At 47.6% G+C, this 17615-nt stretch carries 14 protein-coding genes; 9 read left to right on the top strand and 5 right to left on the bottom strand.

The genetic code is table 11. The annotated features are described in order from the left end of the window. Positions 1-148 precede the first annotated feature (148 nt). Both EK374_RS19370 and EK374_RS19365 read left to right on the top strand, forming a co-directional pair. Positions 149-1120, top strand: a complete 972-nt coding sequence (locus EK374_RS19370) for a catalase family peroxidase (RefSeq protein ID WP_127026165.1) — start codon at positions 149-151, stop codon at positions 1118-1120. 113 nt (positions 1121-1233) lie between these two features. Continuing rightward, complete coding sequence (locus tag EK374_RS19365) at positions 1234-2940, top strand: alpha-amylase family glycosyl hydrolase (protein WP_127026164.1); 1707 nt, start codon at positions 1234-1236, stop codon at positions 2938-2940. A gap of 25 nt (positions 2941-2965) precedes the next feature. Here EK374_RS19365 and EK374_RS19360 read toward each other — a convergent pair whose 3' ends face one another. Both EK374_RS19360 and EK374_RS19355 read right to left on the bottom strand, forming a co-directional pair. Then, positions 2966-4627: a PAS domain-containing sensor histidine kinase gene (locus EK374_RS19360; RefSeq protein WP_164731918.1), complete on the bottom strand. Its 1662-nt coding sequence runs from the start codon at positions 4625-4627 to the stop codon at positions 2966-2968. Positions 4628-4710: 83 nt separating this feature from the next. Next, positions 4711-5469, bottom strand: a complete 759-nt coding sequence (locus EK374_RS19355; RefSeq protein ID WP_127026162.1) for an SDR family oxidoreductase — start codon at positions 5467-5469, stop codon at positions 4711-4713. 132 nt (positions 5470-5601) lie between these two features. Here EK374_RS19355 and EK374_RS19350 point away from each other — a divergent pair, with 132 nt between their 5' ends. Together EK374_RS19350 and EK374_RS19345 are read left to right on the top strand one after the other, a co-directional pair. Next, the gene (locus EK374_RS19350) at positions 5602-6501 is read left to right on the top strand and encodes a LysR family transcriptional regulator (RefSeq protein WP_127026161.1); all 900 of its coding nucleotides are present in this window, start codon (positions 5602-5604) and stop codon (positions 6499-6501) included. Positions 6502-6587: 86 nt separating this feature from the next. Next, positions 6588-7133: a hypothetical protein gene (locus EK374_RS19345; RefSeq protein ID WP_127026160.1), complete on the top strand. Its 546-nt coding sequence runs from the start codon at positions 6588-6590 to the stop codon at positions 7131-7133. Positions 7134-7253: 120 nt separating this feature from the next. On the opposite strand, the gene EK374_RS20975 is transcribed toward EK374_RS19345, so the two are convergent. Continuing rightward, a complete protein-coding gene (locus tag EK374_RS20975) occupies positions 7254-7568 on the bottom strand; it encodes a DUF1289 domain-containing protein (protein WP_233280287.1) in 315 nt (104 codons plus the stop codon). A gap of 724 nt (positions 7569-8292) precedes the next feature. Here EK374_RS20975 and ilvG point away from each other — a divergent pair. From ilvG to ilvA, 4 genes are all read left to right on the top strand, one after another. Next, positions 8293-9951 carry an acetolactate synthase 2 catalytic subunit gene (ilvG, locus tag EK374_RS19335; RefSeq protein WP_127026159.1) on the top strand — a complete coding sequence of 553 codons (1659 nt, stop codon included), beginning with the start codon at positions 8293-8295 and terminating at the stop codon, positions 9949-9951. After that, positions 9948-10217 (top strand): acetolactate synthase 2 small subunit, encoded by a 270-nt coding sequence (gene ilvM / locus EK374_RS19330; RefSeq protein WP_127026158.1) that lies wholly within the window; start codon positions 9948-9950, stop codon positions 10215-10217. Before ilvG ends, ilvM begins: the two co-directional genes overlap by 4 nt. Positions 10218-10567: 350 nt before the next feature. Next, complete coding sequence (ilvD, locus tag EK374_RS19325) at positions 10568-12421, top strand: dihydroxy-acid dehydratase (RefSeq protein WP_127026157.1); 1854 nt, start codon at positions 10568-10570, stop codon at positions 12419-12421. A 110-nt stretch (positions 12422-12531) separates the two neighbouring features. Beyond that, positions 12532-14037, top strand: coding sequence for a threonine ammonia-lyase, biosynthetic (gene ilvA / locus EK374_RS19320; RefSeq protein ID WP_127026598.1), 1506 nt, complete (start codon positions 12532-12534; stop codon positions 14035-14037). A gap of 63 nt (positions 14038-14100) precedes the next feature. Here ilvA and EK374_RS19315 read toward each other — a convergent pair whose 3' ends face one another. Continuing rightward, positions 14101-15201: an XRE family transcriptional regulator gene (locus EK374_RS19315; RefSeq protein ID WP_127026156.1), complete on the bottom strand. Its 1101-nt coding sequence runs from the start codon at positions 15199-15201 to the stop codon at positions 14101-14103. Continuing rightward, positions 15191-15796 carry a hypothetical protein gene (locus EK374_RS19310; RefSeq protein WP_127026155.1) on the bottom strand — a complete coding sequence of 202 codons (606 nt, stop codon included), beginning with the start codon at positions 15794-15796 and terminating at the stop codon, positions 15191-15193. The genes EK374_RS19315 and EK374_RS19310 overlap by 11 nt, the downstream gene beginning before the upstream one ends. A gap of 313 nt (positions 15797-16109) precedes the next feature. Between EK374_RS19310 and EK374_RS19305 the strand changes: the two genes are divergently transcribed. Then, positions 16110-17459 carry an IS1182 family transposase gene (locus EK374_RS19305; protein WP_127019037.1) on the top strand — a complete coding sequence of 450 codons (1350 nt, stop codon included), beginning with the start codon at positions 16110-16112 and terminating at the stop codon, positions 17457-17459. Positions 17460-17615 lie beyond the last annotated feature (156 nt).

Raw genomic sequence — 17615 nt, 5'->3', positions numbered from 1 at the left:
GTTTTGTAGTCCTCGGTGGCCATTTTTTTCTACTCTGTTGTCCTGAAGAGCAGCTTCCAAGCCTACTGTACTCTTATTTGAAAGTTTTTAATTGATCGTCCTGTCTCTAGTTGCAGTATCTATCGCAGTGATTCAAAAAGGATGGTCCATGAACAAAATTACCTTATCATTATTGCTGGCGTTAAGCCCTGCCTTATCTGCTGCTGAACAGGCTACACCCAATCAATTTATTGATGTCTTTGCCAAAATTTTTGGTGAACATAAAGGTGAGCGTAAAGGCCATGCCAAAGGTTTTTGTGCTGCAGGCAGCTTTCAGGCGTTGCCTGATGCAAAAAACTTCAGCTCAGTCGCCTGGTTGTCCGGTGAAACTGTGCCTGTCACTGCACGTTTTTCCATGGCTGGTGGTAATCCAAAAGCCGCAGAAAATGGCCGTTCGCCACGAGGCTTAGGTTTACAACTCAAAACAGCCAACGGGCAGATCCAACATTTTGCCATGCTAACCACACCAGTTTTTGGCGCTAAAGATCCGGAAAACTTCTTAGGTCTGCTGCAAACTCAGATCCCAGACCCGGCCACAGGCAAACCTGACATGGCTAAAATTCAGGCCTTTCGCGCTGCTCATCCGGATACCCAAGCCCAGGCTGAGTATTTAGCGAAAAACTCGCCACCCTGGAGCTATGCCACTACAGCTTATTTTGGTATTCACACCTTCTTTATCAAAGACAACAGTGGCGTGGAGCAAAAAGTGCGTTGGCAGTTTGTGCCTAAAGATGGCGTGAAGGGCTTAACTGAAGCTGAAATTAAAGCGCCGCCAACAGACTTTCTGCAAAAGCGGTTAGCAGATCGTTTAGCCAAAGGCCCTACTCAGTGGACTATGCAGCTGGTGCTGGGTGAAGCAGGGGATACTGAAACCGATCCTTCAGTGTTATGGCCTAACGAGCGTAAAACTCTGGATATAGGGCTGTTATCTATCACAGAGCAAGGCGGTGAAGCCTGTACTGGCCTTAACTTTGATCCAAACGTGCTTAGTACAGGTTTACGTGCAAGCGCAGACAGAGTGCTGCAGATGCGCTCTCCGGCTTATGCCATCTCTTTTGGCAAGCGTTTAACCAACCAATAAGCCTAATTTGCGCTAAATAAGATGCACCTTTCGGGTGCATTCGTATGCAGTCTGGCCCTGTTGGCTGAATTTGACTAAGCTGGGTCAAATTCAAAAAAAACAGGGATCTTCGAATGCTGAATAAATCATTGCTCGCGCTGGCTTTAGCGCTGGCTTTAACAGGCTGCGGTAAAGCGCCGGAACAAAACACCACTGCTGTTGTAAATCCAGCAGAATCCAGTCCAACCGCAGTTCAAAGTACTGCAGCAACAAAACCCTGGTGGCAGGATGCAGTGTTTTACCAAATCTGGCCCCGCAGTTTTTATGACACCAACGGCGATGGCACAGGCGATTTTAAAGGTATTGAAGCTAAGCTGCCGTACTTGCAGGATTTAGGCATTAACGCCATCTGGCTGACGCCTATGTTTGAAGCGCCTTCTTATCATGGCTACGACTTCACCGAGTTTTACCAGGTAGAACAAGATTACGGTTCAATGCAGGATTTTGAGCAGCTGGTACAGGCAGCCAAAGCTAAAAACATTAATATTATCCTCGATTTAGTCATCAACCACATTTCCGATAAACACGACTGGTTCCAGCGTTCAGCCAAAGGTGAAGCCCCGTATAAAGACTATTTTATCTGGCGTGACGAACTGCCGACAGAGGGCTGGGGGCCGGCCTGGAGCACTGAAGTCAAGCCTGAAGCCGTCTGGCATTACAACGCAGAACGCAAAGCCTATTACTACGCGGCTTTTGGTGCGTCGCAACCTGATCTGAATTTAAAACACCCAGACGTCATAGCTGAAATGAAAAAGATGGCCAAATTCTGGCTGGATAAAGGCGTTGCAGGTTTCCGTTTAGATGCAGTGCGTTATGTACAGGAAGATGGTCCACAGCAACGTGCTGATACCCAAGGCACCATCGACTATTGGGTCGACTTTACCCAGTACGTGAAAAGTGTCAAACCAGACGCTTATCTGGTGGCTGAAGCCTGGGTCGATTTGCCTATAGCGGCCAAATACTGGGGCGATGGCAAAGGACTGGACGCAGGTTTTGATTTTGAGTTTGGTTACAAGGTGCTGGAGCTGCTGAACGCGGGCAAACAAAATGCTGAGTTTGGCACTATGCAACAAGCTGCAGGTCCGCAAGCCGACAATTTGCTGATGGCTAACTTGCAACAACGCAAAACGACCTCTGCTCCTATGGAGTTTTTCAGCCCATTCCTGACCAACCACGACCAGCCACGTTTAAGCTGGCAAATAGGGCAGGACTTTAACAAAGCCAAGCTGGCTGCGGCTTTGTTATTCAGCTCACCGGGCACAACCTATATCTATTACGGTGAAGAAATTGCGCTGACTCAGGCCTCAGACAAAGAGCATTTACACCGCCGCTCCCCAATGTTCTGGGACAACAGCGCTCAGGCTGGTTTTAGTTCAGCAGACAAAGTCTGGGTGCAGCGCGATGACTTATTCCCGCCTCAGGCTGAAAGTAGCTGGTGGACACCTTTCCTGGCCGCTCAGCAACAAGGCCCGAATAACGTCGCAGCACAGCAGGCGGATGCGAAGTCGGTCTGGTCTTTGTATAAATTCCTGATCAAACAAAAAGCTGACCGCGCTGAGTTTGGGATAGCAGGAGATTACAAAGCAGAGTTCTTAGCCGAAGGTAAGTTACTGAAAATAGTCCGGTCTTTAGGCGATAAACAAAGCCTGATGCTACTGAACTTATCGGCTGAAACTATGGCTGTCCCAGCTGACATAGTGCCAGCAGGTTTTACAGCGACATGGCAGGAAGATGAAACCCCAGAGTTAAATGCCCACCAACTGCAAATCTGGCAGAACTAAATGAAAATGGGTCCAGAACACTTTGTTAACCGTTAACAATGTGTTCTGACCCTAATTTTAAGTCGATAAAAAAAGTACTGCCTTTGCCTAAGCTGCTTTCAAACCAGAGTGTTCCGCCGTGCTGTTCCACTATAGATTTGCTGATACTCAAACCTAAGCCTGTTCCACCAAAGCGTCTGATATCTGATGTATCTGACTGACTAAAAGGTCTGAAAATCACCGATTTAAATTTGTCTTCTATGCCTGAACCATGATCCTTAATAGCTATTCGCACAAAGTCTGTAAACAGCTCGACACTGATATGTACTGTGGCATTGGCAGGTGAGAATTTGGCTGCGTTAGATAAAATATTGGCCAAGACTTGCATTAATCTGTTCGGATCGGCGTATAACCACACATCATTTACGACCGGAGTTAGTTCAAAATGCACCTGGTGCTTCAATGCATAACCTTCCAACTGCTTGATAGCATTGGTCAGCCAGGGTGCCAATTGCAGTCGGGTCAAATGAAAGCTCATTTGACCCGCTTCTACCTTTTGCATATCAAGTATGTCGTTGATTAACCGAATTAAACGCTGGCTATTTTGTTCCGCAATTTCCAGCATTGCTCGTATTTTGGGTTCAGGTTCTCCCAACGCATTTCCCAGTACTAAACCTAAAGCTCCGTGAATTGAGGTTAAAGGAGTGCGTAATTCATGACTGACGGTTGAGACAAAATGGTTTTTTAATAAATCCAGCTGTTTACGGTCGCTAATATCTTCATACACTGAGATACCAAAAATCAGTTCGCCTCCAGCGTTATAGCCAGGCCTTCCCCAGGCTTGAATTGCTCGTCTTTGGCCTGCCTGTTCAATTTCCATATCGTCCAGCTTACAGGTTTTGCCTTGCAGTGCTTGCACTGCTGGCATTTGTAGAGCGGGATAAGATTCGTGGCTACCTGCTACATAGGCTTGTGGCTGGTGTGGTTTGGCACCTAGTAAGTCTTTAGCAGCCTGGTTGCTATAGTAGGGTTGGTTATTGCTACCTTGCACTACTATGCCTAAGGGCAAATCATCAATCCATTGTCGGAACTGGTGTTGCGTGGTTGCTTGTAAAGAGGCGTTATAGCTAATAAAACATCGAACTACGACGTAAAAGGCGATCAGATTCACCAACAGATAAGTAGCCCAGGTTGTGGGGTCTGCCAGATATTTACTGGAACTAAGGGGTAAGCTCAGGTAACCACTGATAAAGCCTGAGGCAATGATCAAAATACTAAGCAGTGTGGCAACAGCCAGAGCTATGGCAACTTTGGTCCTGAACAGCACATGAGCAACCAAACAGCTTAAGATCAACCACCAAATACCAGATGAAGAAAAACCGAAGGTAACAGAGCTTGGGATACCTATTAGCCAGAATAGTAAAATCAGCAGACTGCCTTTGAGTTTTATTGACATGCGATTATAAAAAAAATAGCCAAGAACGAAGCTGGCACCAATAAACAAATGCACGCTGTATAAATGCAGCCAGCCTGTATTGACTGCTCTGAACACAGAAAGTGGAACACCAATCAGCGCTAATAAAGCAAAGCTACGCCACAAAGAGTTAGCAAACTGATGGTGGATTAACCGGAGTTGGTTTTGCAACTCAGCTGTAGATGAGTGATGCGACTGGCTCAAAGCACAAAGTCTCTGCGTTGAAGGTGACATCACTCTAACCAGCATCTCTGGTCTGCGCAATCAATCCTGTGACCAAAGCTGCAAAATAACTAAAGAGTCCTGGCCCATCAGCCTTAAAGATGGATACCACCAGATACTTCAATGCGCTGGCCATTAATCCAGCCGCTTTGTTCTGACAGCAGCATCTGCACTACACCGCCAATATCGTCTGGTAAACCAACGCGGCCCAATGCAGTTTGTGAGGCAATATACTGATTAATAGTAGCGTTATCGCGCACTGCGCCACCGCCAAAATCAGTTTCAATAGCGCCAGGTGCCAGAGTGTTTACCCTGATACCACGAGCGCCAGACTCCAGCGCCAGATAACGGCTGAAGATTTCAACAGCACCTTTCATCGCGGCATAAGCGCCATAACCAGGCAAGGCAAAACGGGTTAAACCTGATGAGAAGTTCAGAATACGGCCGCCATCTGCAATCTGTGGCAACAATTGCTGAGTTAAGAAAAACACTCCTTTAAAATGCACATTCATCAGCGCATCAAATTGTTGTTCTGTGGTGTCCGCCAGTGCTGCCTGAGCGCCAAAGCCTGCATTGTTCACTAAAAAGTTAAACTGATCACGTTGCCAAACTTGCTGCAAATGAGTAGTTAATTGTGCTGAAAAATTTGCAAAAGACGACACATTGCCAGTATCCAGCTGAATGGCTACCGCCTTTCGGCCCAACCATTGAGCTTCAGCCACCACAGCGGCTGCTTCGTCGGCTTTACTGTGATACGTAATAATTAAATCCACACCGGCTTTGGCCAAAGCTAAAGCTGCATTTTTACCTAAACCCCGGCTGGCACCTGTAATTAAAGCGATGTTCCGACTCATACTATTTACCCCTTGTTTATGCGTGGCTAATTCAACAACTGCAGTGTATTGTTAGATTTAATTCGGATAAATAATGTATAAACGAAATCACTGTCCGAAAAATCCGGATAGTTGCTGTGGGGATAAAGCAGTATGGACAGAATTCAGCAGATGCAGATTTTCCAGCGGGTGGCCGAACTGGGCAGTTTTGTCCGCACCGCTGAACAATTGGGCTTACCAAAAACTTCAGTGTCGGAAGCAGTACAGCAGTTGGAAACTCAGCTTAATGTGCGGCTGTTAAATCGCACCACCAGAAGGGTTGAACTCACTCAAGATGGTCAAAACTATTACCAGCGTTGTGTTGAACTGCTGGCTGACTTTGATGAGTTACAGCAGTTATTCCAGCAACAGCCGGAACAACTTAAGGGCGTATTGCGTATTGATATGCCAACAGGTCTGGCCCGTGAAGCCGTGATCCCGGCTTTGCCCGGTTTTTTAGCCCAGCATCCGCATTTGCATATTCAACTGAGCAGCACCGACAGGCGGGTCGACTTAATAGCAGAGGGCTTTGATGCTGTGATTCGGGTAGGTCAGCTCAGCAGCAGTAGCTTAATTGCCAGGCCTTTGTCGCAGTTTCGGCAGGTGAACTGTGTCAGCCCATCGTACCTGGATAAATTCGGTTTACCTGAAACTCTGGACGATTTAAGCAGTCACAACTTAGTGTTTTACAGTCAACAACTTGCAGGCAAGCCGGATGGTTTTGAATATCAGCAGGATGGCAAAACTAAGTTCTGGCCTATGTCTGGTGCTGTCACTGTCAATAATGCCGAGGCTTATACTGCGGCTTGTCTGGCTGGTTTAGGCATTATTCAGGTGCCGGAAGTGGGGGTGCGACAGTTGGTGCAACAAGGCCGGTTGGTGAAGGTATTACCAGAGTATCAGCCCGCAGCCATGCCGGTTTCAGTGTTGTATGCACACCGTCGGCAATTAAGCCGCAGGCTAAAAGTTTTTATTGATTGGTTGCAAGCTGTGGTCAATTCAGACTACAACTAATGAGTGCTAACACTCAAGGTAAAAGCTGTTAGTCTGATTATCCAGTACAAACTTTTGAAGAATCTAACCATAACCCGGGAGTGTATATGCGCTGTTTTTGCATCAGTCTGTTGTTGTGGTTCAGCACTGTGACCCATGCTGCTATCCATATGTCTGATCAGTTTATTGTGGATGGTGTGCCACATGACGTTGACAGTAGTCCACTGGCAAAACTCTATGCTTCTGATGAAATTCAGCTGAAGTTGCAAAACCAGCAACGATGTGAGGCAGAGCAAAATGGTTATAAAGGAGTTTGGGAATTAAAAGGCCAGCAGTTGTTTTTAAATACCTTGCTGCAAAGTAACTGCAACGCCACTACGGCCAGCATAGATCCGCAGCTGCTGTTCAGCGAAAAACAGTACCCGCTAAAAGCTCAATGGTTTACAGGTGCGATCAAAGTGCCATTAACCGACAAAGACTATAAACATTGTCTGACCGACGAAGGCTCAGACGAAACCATAGGTTATGCCTATTTGGCGATGGTGTACGAGTTTATTGGTGGTGAACTGGTCCAGCAGTCCGAGCAGCTGGTCACAGAAAACTGGCAAAGACCCCGCAGTAACTGCGCTAACGTGCCGACAGCCCGGGTTTAAACCCCCGCCCGTGGTGACGATAGCGTCGTATTCCACACCCAAATACAACGCGGAACAGAGAGACGGGCCGGGACAAGCCGCGGCCCCTACAGCCCGCCGGTGTTTAATCCCGATCCAATGTCAGAGTTCTAAATCCCAGATAATAGGAATACTGTCGTCCGGCGCTGGTGCGTCGCCCAAATCCAGTTTTTGCTGAGCTGCTTTTTCTGCAGCAAGTTGAGCCAGTTTGGCATCACGGCGGGCTCTGCGTTGTTCCAATAATTTCAGAATGCGGGAGCGTTCCGCCACAGGTTTGTTGTGCCAGTTAAAGCGTTCGTCACGCGAGCGCAAGCAGCCAAGGCAATAGCCTTTGCTGTTGTTTTCGCAAACCCCAATACAAGGATTGGGTAAGTCAAACAGCTCTAATTGATCCATTACACCAACAATGCACCACACTCTGCTTAAGATTCTGGCTTATTCTGCCTAAAAATGCAGCTTTTGTAATTTTTTTACAAAAATTGGCCAAAAGCAAAAATATCTGTTGACTTAAGATGGTTAGACGGCTATTTCTATAGGCATAAATTTTCGGCACCTAACGTAAAAACACCGCCGAAGTAAAAAATAAACTTAACCAAAGAGTTAAAATTTAAAAATGCGTTTAGCTTCTATTCTGAACATTATTGTGGTCCTCGTAATCGTGGTGATTAGTCACTGCGGGGGCTCGCGTTTGGAATTTTAAGCAGCAAAAAAATTCTCAACAAAACCCCCGCACCGAAAGGTCCGGGGGTTTTGTGTTTTAAGGTCCCCGGAAATTTCGAAACAGGTTTTGTTGTACTGACAACAACACGATAAATGCCCAAAGCAACTGACATTGCAGGGCCAATGAAAACAAAAACCGTAGGGGCGGGGCTTGTCCCCGCCCGTCCAGCAGGTGAGTCGGAACCGGATGGGGCTTGTCTCCGCCCGTCCAGCAGGTGAGTCGGAACCGGATGGGGCTTGTCCCCGCCCGTCCAGCAGGTGAGTCGGAACCGGATGGGGCTTGTCCCCGCCCGTCCAGTAGGTGAGTCGGAGCCGGATGGGGCTTGTCCCCGCCCGTCCAGCAGCCGAGCTGGAGCCGGATAGTTTTCAACAGTCAAAGCAATGTCGGTAACCCAGGGTGCAATGAAATAAGGACGGGATGATGAAAGGCGCAGAACTGGTTATTAAGCTGCTGGAGCAAAAGGGAGTCGAACATATCTTCGGCTATCCTGGCGGAGCTATTATGCCAATCTACGACGCGCTGTATCAGAGCAAAGTCAAACACTACCTGTGCCGTCATGAACAGGGTGGGGCTTTTTCTGCCATAGGTTATGCCCGCAGTTCAGGCAAAGTTGGCGTTTGTATGGCCACTTCTGGCCCTGGCGCTACTAACCTGATCACTTCCTTAGCCGACGCTTTATTAGATTCAGTGCCTTTAGTGGCCATCACAGGTCAGGTGTCGCAGGCCGTGATGGGCACAGATGCGTTTCAGGAAGTTGACGTTTTAGGTTTAAGCCTGGCTGTGACTAAGCACAGCTTTATGGTGACAGACGTAACCGAACTGGAACACACCTTAAACGAAGCTTTTGAGCTGGCCATGTCAGGTCGTCCAGGCCCTGTGTTAGTTGATATTCCTAAAGACGTGCAACTGGCCGAAGTGCAGTTTAAGCCACGTTTAGTTGAAGATGCTGCTTCAGCCCAGCATCAGTTTTTACCGGCAGCGGCGTTGGATCAGGCACGTTTGTTAATCCAAAACGCTAAACGGCCTATCGCCTACATAGGCGGTGGTGTGCATATGGCCGATGCGGTGGAGCAACTGCAAAACTTTTTAGCTGCCAGCCCAATGCCTTCTGTGACCACTTTAAAAGCCATGGGTACAGTTCCGCCATCTAATGCCTATTACTTAGGCATGTTAGGTATGCACGGCACTCAGGCTGCGAATTTGGCGGTGCAGCAAAGCGATTTATTAATCTGTTTAGGCGCCCGTTTTGATGACCGTGTTACAGGCAAACTGGCCGCTTTTGCGCCGGACGCCAAAGTCATTCACATCGATATAGACCCAGCTGAGCTGCACAAATTACGCCGTGCCGAATGCGCCATGCTAGGGGATTTACGTCAGTTATTGCCGGCTATGTCAGTACCCACTCACTGTGAAGACTGGTTAAAACATTGCGTGAAGCTGAAACAGCAACATGGTTGGCGATATGACCATCCGGGCGAACGTATCTTCGCGCCATTAATGCTGAAACAGTTAAGCGAGCGGTTGCCAGATAACTCAGTGGTGTGCTGCGACGTCGGCCAACATCAAATGTGGGTGGCGCAGCATATGAGCTTTAGTCATCCACGTAATCATTTAAGCAGTGGCGGTTTAGGCACTATGGGTTTTGGTTTACCAGCGGCTATAGGTGCGCAGTTGGCCAGGCCAAAAGATACGGTAGTTACAGTGAGCGGCGACGGCTCTTTTATGATGAATGTGCAGGAACTGGGCACCATCAAGCGTTTCCGTTTACCTGTGAAGATTGTCATTGTTGATAACCAGCGTTTAGGTATGGTGAAACAATGGCAGGAGCTGTTTTTTAACGAACGCTACAGCGAAACCGATTTATCCGACAACCCGGATTTTGTCTCTTTAGCTGCTGCTTTTGCTATACCAGGCCACAGCATCAGCCGTAAAGACGAAGTATTACCAGCGCTGGAAGCCATGTTTACCTGGCCAGGCCCATACTTATTACACGTTCGAATCGATGAAACAGACAACGTCTGGCCCTTAGTACCGCCAGGTGCAGCCAATCAGGATATGTTAACGGAGAAAGCACAATGAACCACGTATTAACCATTCAGACTAAAAACCAACCTGTGGTATTAGAGCGGTTATTGCAGGTTACCCGTTACCGTGGCTTTGAAGTGGCTGGTATGGAAATGAAACCAATGGCCGATTTCAGTGGCTTACTGGTGACTTTGTCTATCGTTAGCGACAAACCTATCAGCCTGCTGACCAATCAGTTAAACAAGTTATACGATATCGAATATCTGGATTGTGTTGAGTCTGAACTAACACAAGCCGAAGCAGGATCAATGCGAGCTTAAGCCGCTAAACTTAAGAAAAATAAATAAGGCTCTGCGTCAAATATCAAGTAGCAGAGCATGAATCAAACAAACTGTAACCAAAGTAATTGGAGTCGCAGCTAGGCGACAAGCGAACGAGGCCCCAGGAGCATAGTCGTCTATGTGACTGGGGCGAGAGAACGCAGTCAACAACGCTGTGGCTTCAAGTACGAAGGTTAAATGCACCCCAAAGTAATTGGGATTGCAGCTAGGCGACAAGCGAGCGAGACCCCAGGAGCATAGCAGTCTATGTGACTGGGGCGAGGAGCGAAGTCAACAACGCTGCGGTTCCAAGTACGCAGGGGAACAAAACAAATTGGAGTTACCTAAATATGCCAAAGTTAAGATCCGCCACCACTACTGAAGGCCGCAATATGGCGGGAGCCCGTGCTTTATGGCGTGCCACAGGGGTAAAAGATACCGACTTTGGTAAACCTATTATTGCCGTTGTGAACTCCTTCACCCAGTTTGTGCCTGGCCATGTGCATTTACGCGACTTAGGCAAACTGGTGGCTGAAGCTATTGAAGAAGCAGGTGGTATCGCCAAAGAATTTAATACCATCGCCATAGATGACGGCATCGCCATGGGCCACGGCGGTATGCTGTACAGCCTGCCGTCCCGCGAAATCATCGCCGACTCGGTGGAATATATGGTCAATGGCCACTGCGCCGACGCTATGGTCTGTATTTCCAACTGCGACAAAATCACCCCTGGCATGTTAATGGCTGCGCTACGCCTGAATATCCCGGCCATTTTTGTCTCTGGTGGCCCTATGGAAGCAGGCAAAACCAAACTGTCGGACCAAATTATCAAGCTGGATTTAGTCGACGCTATGGTGTCGGCCGCTAACCCGAATGTCAGCGATGAAGACAGCGAAAAAATTGAACGTAGCGCCTGCCCAACCTGTGGTTCCTGCTCTGGTATGTTTACCGCCAACTCGATGAACTGCTTGGTCGAAGCTTTGGGTTTAGGCCAACCGGGCAATGGTTCTATGCTGGCGACCCATAGCGATCGTAAAGCGCTGTTTATCAGTGCTGGTGAGCGCATTATGGACTTATGCAACCGCTGGTATAAAGACAACGACGCCAGCGCTTTGCCACGTAATATCGCCAATAAAACTGCCTTCGAAAATGCCATGATGCTGGATATCGCCATGGGCGGTTCCACCAACACAGTGCTGCATTTACTGGCCGCAGCTATTGAAGCCGAAGTGGATTTTGGCATGAACGACATAGACCGTTTGTCGCGCATAGTGCCGCATTTATCCAAAGTGGCGCCGAGCACGCAAAAATACCATATGGAAGACGTACACCGCGCCGGTGGTGTTATTGCCATTCTGGCCGAATTAAACCGCGCCGGTTTACTCAACCCAAATACACCTCATGTGGCCGGTTCTTCTCTCGGTGACGTGTTAGAACGCTTCGACATTATGACCACCCAGGATCAGGCGGTAAAAGACTTCTACCGCGCTGGCCCTGCCGGTATCCGTACCACTAAAGCTTTTTCGCAGGATTGCCGTTACCCAACGCTGGACGACGACCGGGTTGAAGGTTGTATTCGCAGCAAAGAACACGCCTATTCACAAGACGGCGGTTTGGCTGTGCTTTACGGCAACATAGCGCCGAACGGCTGTATTGTAAAAACCGCTGGTGTGGAAAAAGAAAACCTAGTGTTTAACGGCCGCGCCCGTATTTTTGAAAGCCAGGACAGTTCTGTAGAGGCCATTCTGGCTGGAAAAATTGTTGCAGGCGACGTGGTGATCATCCGCTACGAAGGGCCAAAAGGCGGCCCTGGCATGCAGGAAATGTTGTATCCAACCAGCTACTTAAAATCTATGGGCTTAGGCAAAGCCTGCGCCTTAATCACAGACGGCCGTTTCTCTGGTGGTACTTCGGGTTTATCTATAGGCCATGTATCGCCAGAAGCCGCCAGCGGCGGCGCCATAGGTCTGGTCGAAGAAGGCGACGCCATCGCCATTGATATTCCAAACCGCAGCATAGCTATTGGTGTCAGCGACGAAGTATTAGCAGAGCGCCGTGCCGCTATGGAAGCCAAAGGCAAACTGGCCTGGAAACCTGTAGATCGCGTGCGCTCCGTCAGCCCGGCCTTAAAGGCCTACGCTATGCTGGCAAGCAGTGCCGACAAAGGCGCAGTGCGTGATTTGAGTAAATTGGAAGACCTATGAGTGCCGTTAATAAAGAGCCGGGTGCCGTACAAAACTCTGTAAAAGACGCTGTAAAAGATCAAGGTAAAACGGCAGCCGACTGGCAGCGCCCTGCGCCTAATCCAACTTTGATGCAGCAGTATTTACGGGAAATTTTATTGTCGCCTGTGTATCAGGCTGCGATAGAAACCCCGCTGCAGGCTATGCCAAAACTGGGTCAGCGTATTGGCCAGCATGTGCTGTTAAAACGTGAAGATATGCAGCCTGTGTATTCCTTTAAGCTGCGTGGCGCTTTTCATAAATTGCATAAAGTGCGTGAGCAACAGCCAGGCGCCAGCGTAGTGTGCGCATCTGCAGGCAATCATGCCCAGGGTGTGGCTTTGTCTGCCAGCAAACTGGGCCTGAACGCTACTATAGTGATGCCTATCACCACACCGGAAATTAAAGTGGCTGCAGTCAAAGCCCTTGGCGGCAAAGTGCTGCTGCACGGCACCGCCTTTGACGAAGCCAATAAGTTTGCCATCGAGTTATCCCAAACTCAGGGCGCCACATATATTCCACCTTTTGACGATGCCGACGTGATCGCAGGCCAGGGCACAGTCGCCAAAGAGCTGCTCAGCCAACATAACAAGCTGGACGCAGTCTTTATTCCGGTTGGCGGCGGTGGCTTATTGGCCGGTATGGCGGTGTATATCAAAGCCGTGATGCCAGGCGTAAAAGTAATAGGGGTAGAGCCAGACGACGCCGCCTGCTTAAAAGCTGCAATGGACGCGGGCGAGCCTGTGACTTTAGACAGAGTAGGACTATTTGCCGACGGTGTGGCGGTAAAACGTATAGGCAACGAGACCTTTAAACTGGCGCATTTATACTGCGACGATGTGATCACAGTCTCCAGCGACGAAATTTGTGCCGCCATCAAAGATATCTTTGACGACCTGCGAGCAGTAGCCGAACCTGCTGGTGCTTTGGCTTTAGCTGGCCTGAAAAAATATGCGGCAACTGCTAGCCAAACGCAAAACCTGAGTGCAGTGTTAAGCGGCGCTAACCTGAACTTTGATACTTTGCGTTATGTGTCAGAGCGATGCGAATTGGGCGAGAAAAAAGAAGCAGTATTTGCCGTTACTATTCCGGAAGAAAAAGGCAGCTTCCGCCGTTTCTGCCAAACCTTAGGCGGCCGCGCCATCACCGAATTTAACTACCGCTATGCCAGCGACAACAAAGCCCATATTTTTGTCGGCATCAAACTACGCCACGGCGCAGAAGAACTGCAACAGGTCAATCAAGCTTTGTCCGCCGCAGGCTACGACTATCAGGACTTATCCGACGACGAACTGGCCAAACTGCACGTCCGCCATATGGTCGGCGGCATGCCACCGCGTTTAGTCAAAGAGCAGGTCTATCAATTCAACTTCCCGGAATACCCAGGCGCGTTAATGAACTTCCTCAACACCCTGGGCGAAAAATGGAATATCACCCTGTTTCATTATCGTAATCATGGGGCTGCTACTGGCGATGTTTTGGCAGGGTTTGAGATAGCTGATCATGAAGAGATAGCCGAGCATTTGGATACATTGGGCTATGAGTATCGGTTGGTGACTAGTAATGGGGCTTATAAGGTGTTTTTGACGGCTGGGTGAGGCCGGTCTTTCGTGACGCAAACTGCTTTGCGTCACGCCGTTTGAATGCTGGATTTCGTTGATTTATTCAACGATCCTAAGATGAGGTTGAGGAACTTTCAGTGTATATCGTTGAGTTAATGTGAACTCATTGAGTCCACTCTGTGTTATTAGTGTTCTCCACGTAGAATAATCAAGTATATCAATGGCTTTTTGGATGACTGTTGGTCTTTCTAAGCTCAATCTTTCATCACCATTTTCTTCTCTAGTTTGTCCACTTCTGGATAAATATGTAAAACCAGAGGCTGCTTTTTCTGGAGATATTAGCCCCAGTTTGCTTGCTCGGTAAATAATTGCTTTAAGGCTCACCCCCCAACGTACTTTCATGTCTTCTAAGACTGACCAATTGAAATATTGGCCACGCATTTGGGGGAATTCAGAGCTAAATGAAATCCTAGGCATTAAAAATGCGCTGGCAAAATTGTTTGCTTGTTCTTCTGTTTTTCGGCATCCAGTTTCAATACCTTGGTGCATTAATAAATGACCCAGCTCATGTGCTACATCAAACCTTTGTCTACCAGGGCTCTGCTTTGATGAGTTTCTTACAATCAAAGGCCTATGATTAAAAATAGAAAATGCATCAATCTTCTCATCTGCATCAGCTAAATCTAAAACCAAACATCCAATTGATTCGCAAAATCGTACGGCGTTTGAAATCGGTCCGAGCCCTAGTCCAGTTTCGCGTCTGAATCTTTCAGCTATTTGTTCTATCAGATTTACTGAACTGATATCTAAATCTTCGGCAACGAGCAGTTTTACTTCAGGAAACTCTACCTCTTCATTTAATAATCGCAGAAAATTATCTTCAAATATTTCTACTTGAGCCATAACCATTTTCTTTAATGTCATTGTAGATGAGCGAAGACTTCTAAAGTGACATTGATCCACTTCAATTGGTTTTTTGCGGCTACCAAAGAAAAAAGCTTCGGAGACGTTAAGAATTTGTGACAGCTCACTTAACTGTTCTTTAGATGGTGTAGCTCCGTTTTCAAGTCTGTGAGCGTACTGTCTTGTTACTCCTAATGCTTCTCCGATCTCACTCAGAGAATATCCTGAAGCTATACGAGCAAGTCTTAATTGTTCGCAATTGAAGTTTCCGGGGAATTCAAAAAAATTAAGTTCCATTTGCTAAATTATCATCATTTTTACGGATTTTACGAGTTACAACAGGCTCTTCGATTTCTGATGGCTCAACAACGTTTACGCCCATAGGAACTTTAGATACTGTTTCATACTGCCAAATACAAAGAGGATTTTGGTTGATATCAAAACCAATCAGGGTCGCGCTAGGACTGACTCCAACTCCTGCATCGCTAAGGCCTACAAAGATTCTCCAGACAACAGCGAGAGTTTGATTATTATCTTCCAAATCGAGACTAATCTGCATATTTTCTAAAGCATTAGTTTTTAAACGATGTGTCTTTTTCGGACTAAAAGCATCATCAACAATAAACTGGATATATGTGCTGCCGATTTTTGCGGTGAAGTCCATTGTATTGTTAGCTAAAGTTAGCCAAGGATAGTCTTTATCTATTGCAAGGCGTTTCATAAGCCCTTGCAGTCGGCCATATGACAAGCAGCCTTTTGTCCAAGCCGTGTCATTTGGCGAACTCGCATCTAGCTGGCTTTCCCTTACAGTATCTAACACGCACTCACACAAGGTTTCTAAACGATCAATCGTCAGATCTTTAGAAAAATCGGTAGGTTGGGTAGTTGTCATCTTCTAAAGTCCTATGCAGTTGATGTGTTTATTTTGTGCTTTATTTTAATTTTGTCAACTAAATTTCTGCACATTTGATTTTTTGTCAACTAGGCAAGCCAGAGCTGTTTACAGAGATTGTGTCAGATCTGAAAGCGATATTAGTTTCGAAGTGAAGTGACAATGTTGACGCGGGGATTCAGTTAAGGCTTTTTGTTAGATGAATGAATAGATTAAAGCCTGCGTCATGCAGGCTCAGACTGCTGACAAAGGTCTGGACGTAGCTCCAGACCTTTGATCTAATAGAATCAGTTCAACACAGGACTGATTATCTATGTTACGAGACACATCTCCCCAACAATATCAGCTTGAGATGGTAACTTTGGAGCAACTGGTTCCTAAAGACCATCTGGTTCGTAAGATTGATACTGCTATTGATTTTGAATTTATCCGCGCTGAAGTGGCTCACCTCTATTGCAAAGACAATGGCCGTCCGGCGATTGACCCTGTGGTGCTGTTTAAAATCATGCTGCTCGGTTATGTATTTGGTGTGCCAAGTGAGCGGCGACTGATGCAGGAAATCGAAGTCAATGTAGCCTATCGCTGGTTTTTACGGTTGAGCCTGACGGATAAAGTGCCGGATGCCTCGACCTTAAGCCAGAACCGTATCCGCCGCTTTAATGGCACTGATGTATTTCAGCGTATCTTTGACCATATTGTGGAGCAGGCCATATCCCGCCATCTGATTGGAGGACGCACGCTGTACACCGACAGCACCCATTTAAAAGCCAGTGCGAACAAGGGGAAGTCCATCAATAAACTGGTGTCTGCCAGCACATCTGCGTACATCAGGCAGTTGAATGAAGCGGTTGAGGAGGAGCGTAAAGTCGCCGGAAAAAAGCCGCTGAAGGAGAAGCAAGAACAGGTCTGTGAACTGCAATCTATCAAGAGTAGCACCACGGACCCGGACAGTGGATTTATGACACGCGAAGGCAAGCCACAAGGCTTCTTCTACCTGGACCACAGAACCGTCGACGGCAAACATGGCCTTATCACCGATACCTTTGCAACCCCTGGTAATGTGCACGACAGTCAACCTTACCTTGCCCGATTAGACCGGCAACTGGAGCGTTTTGACCTGAACCCGGTGGCGGTCGGATTAGATGCTGGCTACAACACGGCCATGTTGTGTCACTTAATTCAAGAGCGCCAGATTGAACCTGTGATGGGGTATCGTCGACCGAATAAAGGCAAGGGACTGCTGCGTAAAAGTGCGTTCAGCTATGAGAAAGACAGCAACAGCTACCTCTGCCCACAAGGTCAGAGTCTTCAGTACAGCACCACCAACCGTGATGGATACCACGAATACAAATCAGACCCGGCGATATGCAGGAATTGTCCGTTACTCAAACAATGCACGCGCAGTAAAAACCAGACCAAAGTGTTGACGCGGCATGTGTTTGAGCAAGCCAAAGAAGCCGCAAACCAGACGAGACTCAGCGCTTGGGGTAAGAAAATCTACCAACGACGAAAAGAGACGGTAGAGCGTAGCTTCGCAGACGCTAAACAACATCATGGTCACCGATATGCACGCTTCAGAGGATTACAGAACGTACAAATGCAATGCCTGATGGCAGGCACCGCGCAAAACATCAAAAAAATGGCGTTGCTACTGGCCGCCTGAGGAAGAAGCCCTTCAAACACCTGCTAATCGACCACAGACACACGACCAGACCTCTTCAGAACAACCCAACGTGCCAAAACACTCAGTCATGAAGTCATCGAGCTTCAGCCGTCAACTGTCGTAAAACTCGCGCTAAAAGTCCTTAAAAAAACAAAC

Origin of the sequence: Rheinheimera mangrovi (assembly GCF_003990335.1) — a bacterium.
GTDB classification, from domain to species: domain Bacteria; phylum Pseudomonadota; class Gammaproteobacteria; order Enterobacterales; family Alteromonadaceae; genus Pararheinheimera; species Pararheinheimera mangrovi.
The sequence above is the reverse complement of the archived record's forward strand: the minus strand, read 5'-3'. Positions and strand labels throughout refer to the sequence as shown.

Bases quoted from the DNA above. Each gene is read 5' to 3' on its own strand.
- EK374_RS19370 (WP_127026165.1), top strand. From the start codon at position 149: ATGAACAAAATTACCTTATCATTATTGCTGGCGTTAAGCCCTGCCTTA.
- EK374_RS19365 (WP_127026164.1), top strand. From the start codon at position 1,234: ATGCTGAATAAATCATTGCTCGCGCTGGCTTTAGCGCTGGCTTTAACA.
- EK374_RS19360 (WP_164731918.1), bottom strand. From the start codon at position 4,627: ATGTCACCTTCAACGCAGAGACTTTGTGCTTTGAGCCAGTCGCATCAC.
- EK374_RS19355 (WP_127026162.1), bottom strand. From the start codon at position 5,469: ATGAGTCGGAACATCGCTTTAATTACAGGTGCCAGCCGGGGTTTAGGT.
- EK374_RS19350 (WP_127026161.1), top strand. From the start codon at position 5,602: ATGGACAGAATTCAGCAGATGCAGATTTTCCAGCGGGTGGCCGAACTG.
- EK374_RS19345 (WP_127026160.1), top strand. From the start codon at position 6,588: ATGCGCTGTTTTTGCATCAGTCTGTTGTTGTGGTTCAGCACTGTGACC.
- ilvG (WP_127026159.1), top strand. From the start codon at position 8,293: ATGAAAGGCGCAGAACTGGTTATTAAGCTGCTGGAGCAAAAGGGAGTC.
- ilvM (WP_127026158.1), top strand. From the start codon at position 9,948: ATGAACCACGTATTAACCATTCAGACTAAAAACCAACCTGTGGTATTA.
- ilvD (WP_127026157.1), top strand. From the start codon at position 10,568: ATGCCAAAGTTAAGATCCGCCACCACTACTGAAGGCCGCAATATGGCG.
- ilvA (WP_127026598.1), top strand. From the start codon at position 12,532: ATGCAGCAGTATTTACGGGAAATTTTATTGTCGCCTGTGTATCAGGCT.
- EK374_RS19315 (WP_127026156.1), bottom strand. From the start codon at position 15,201: ATGGAACTTAATTTTTTTGAATTCCCCGGAAACTTCAATTGCGAACAA.
- EK374_RS19310 (WP_127026155.1), bottom strand. From the start codon at position 15,796: ATGACAACTACCCAACCTACCGATTTTTCTAAAGATCTGACGATTGAT.
- EK374_RS19305 (WP_127019037.1), top strand. From the start codon at position 16,110: ATGTTACGAGACACATCTCCCCAACAATATCAGCTTGAGATGGTAACT.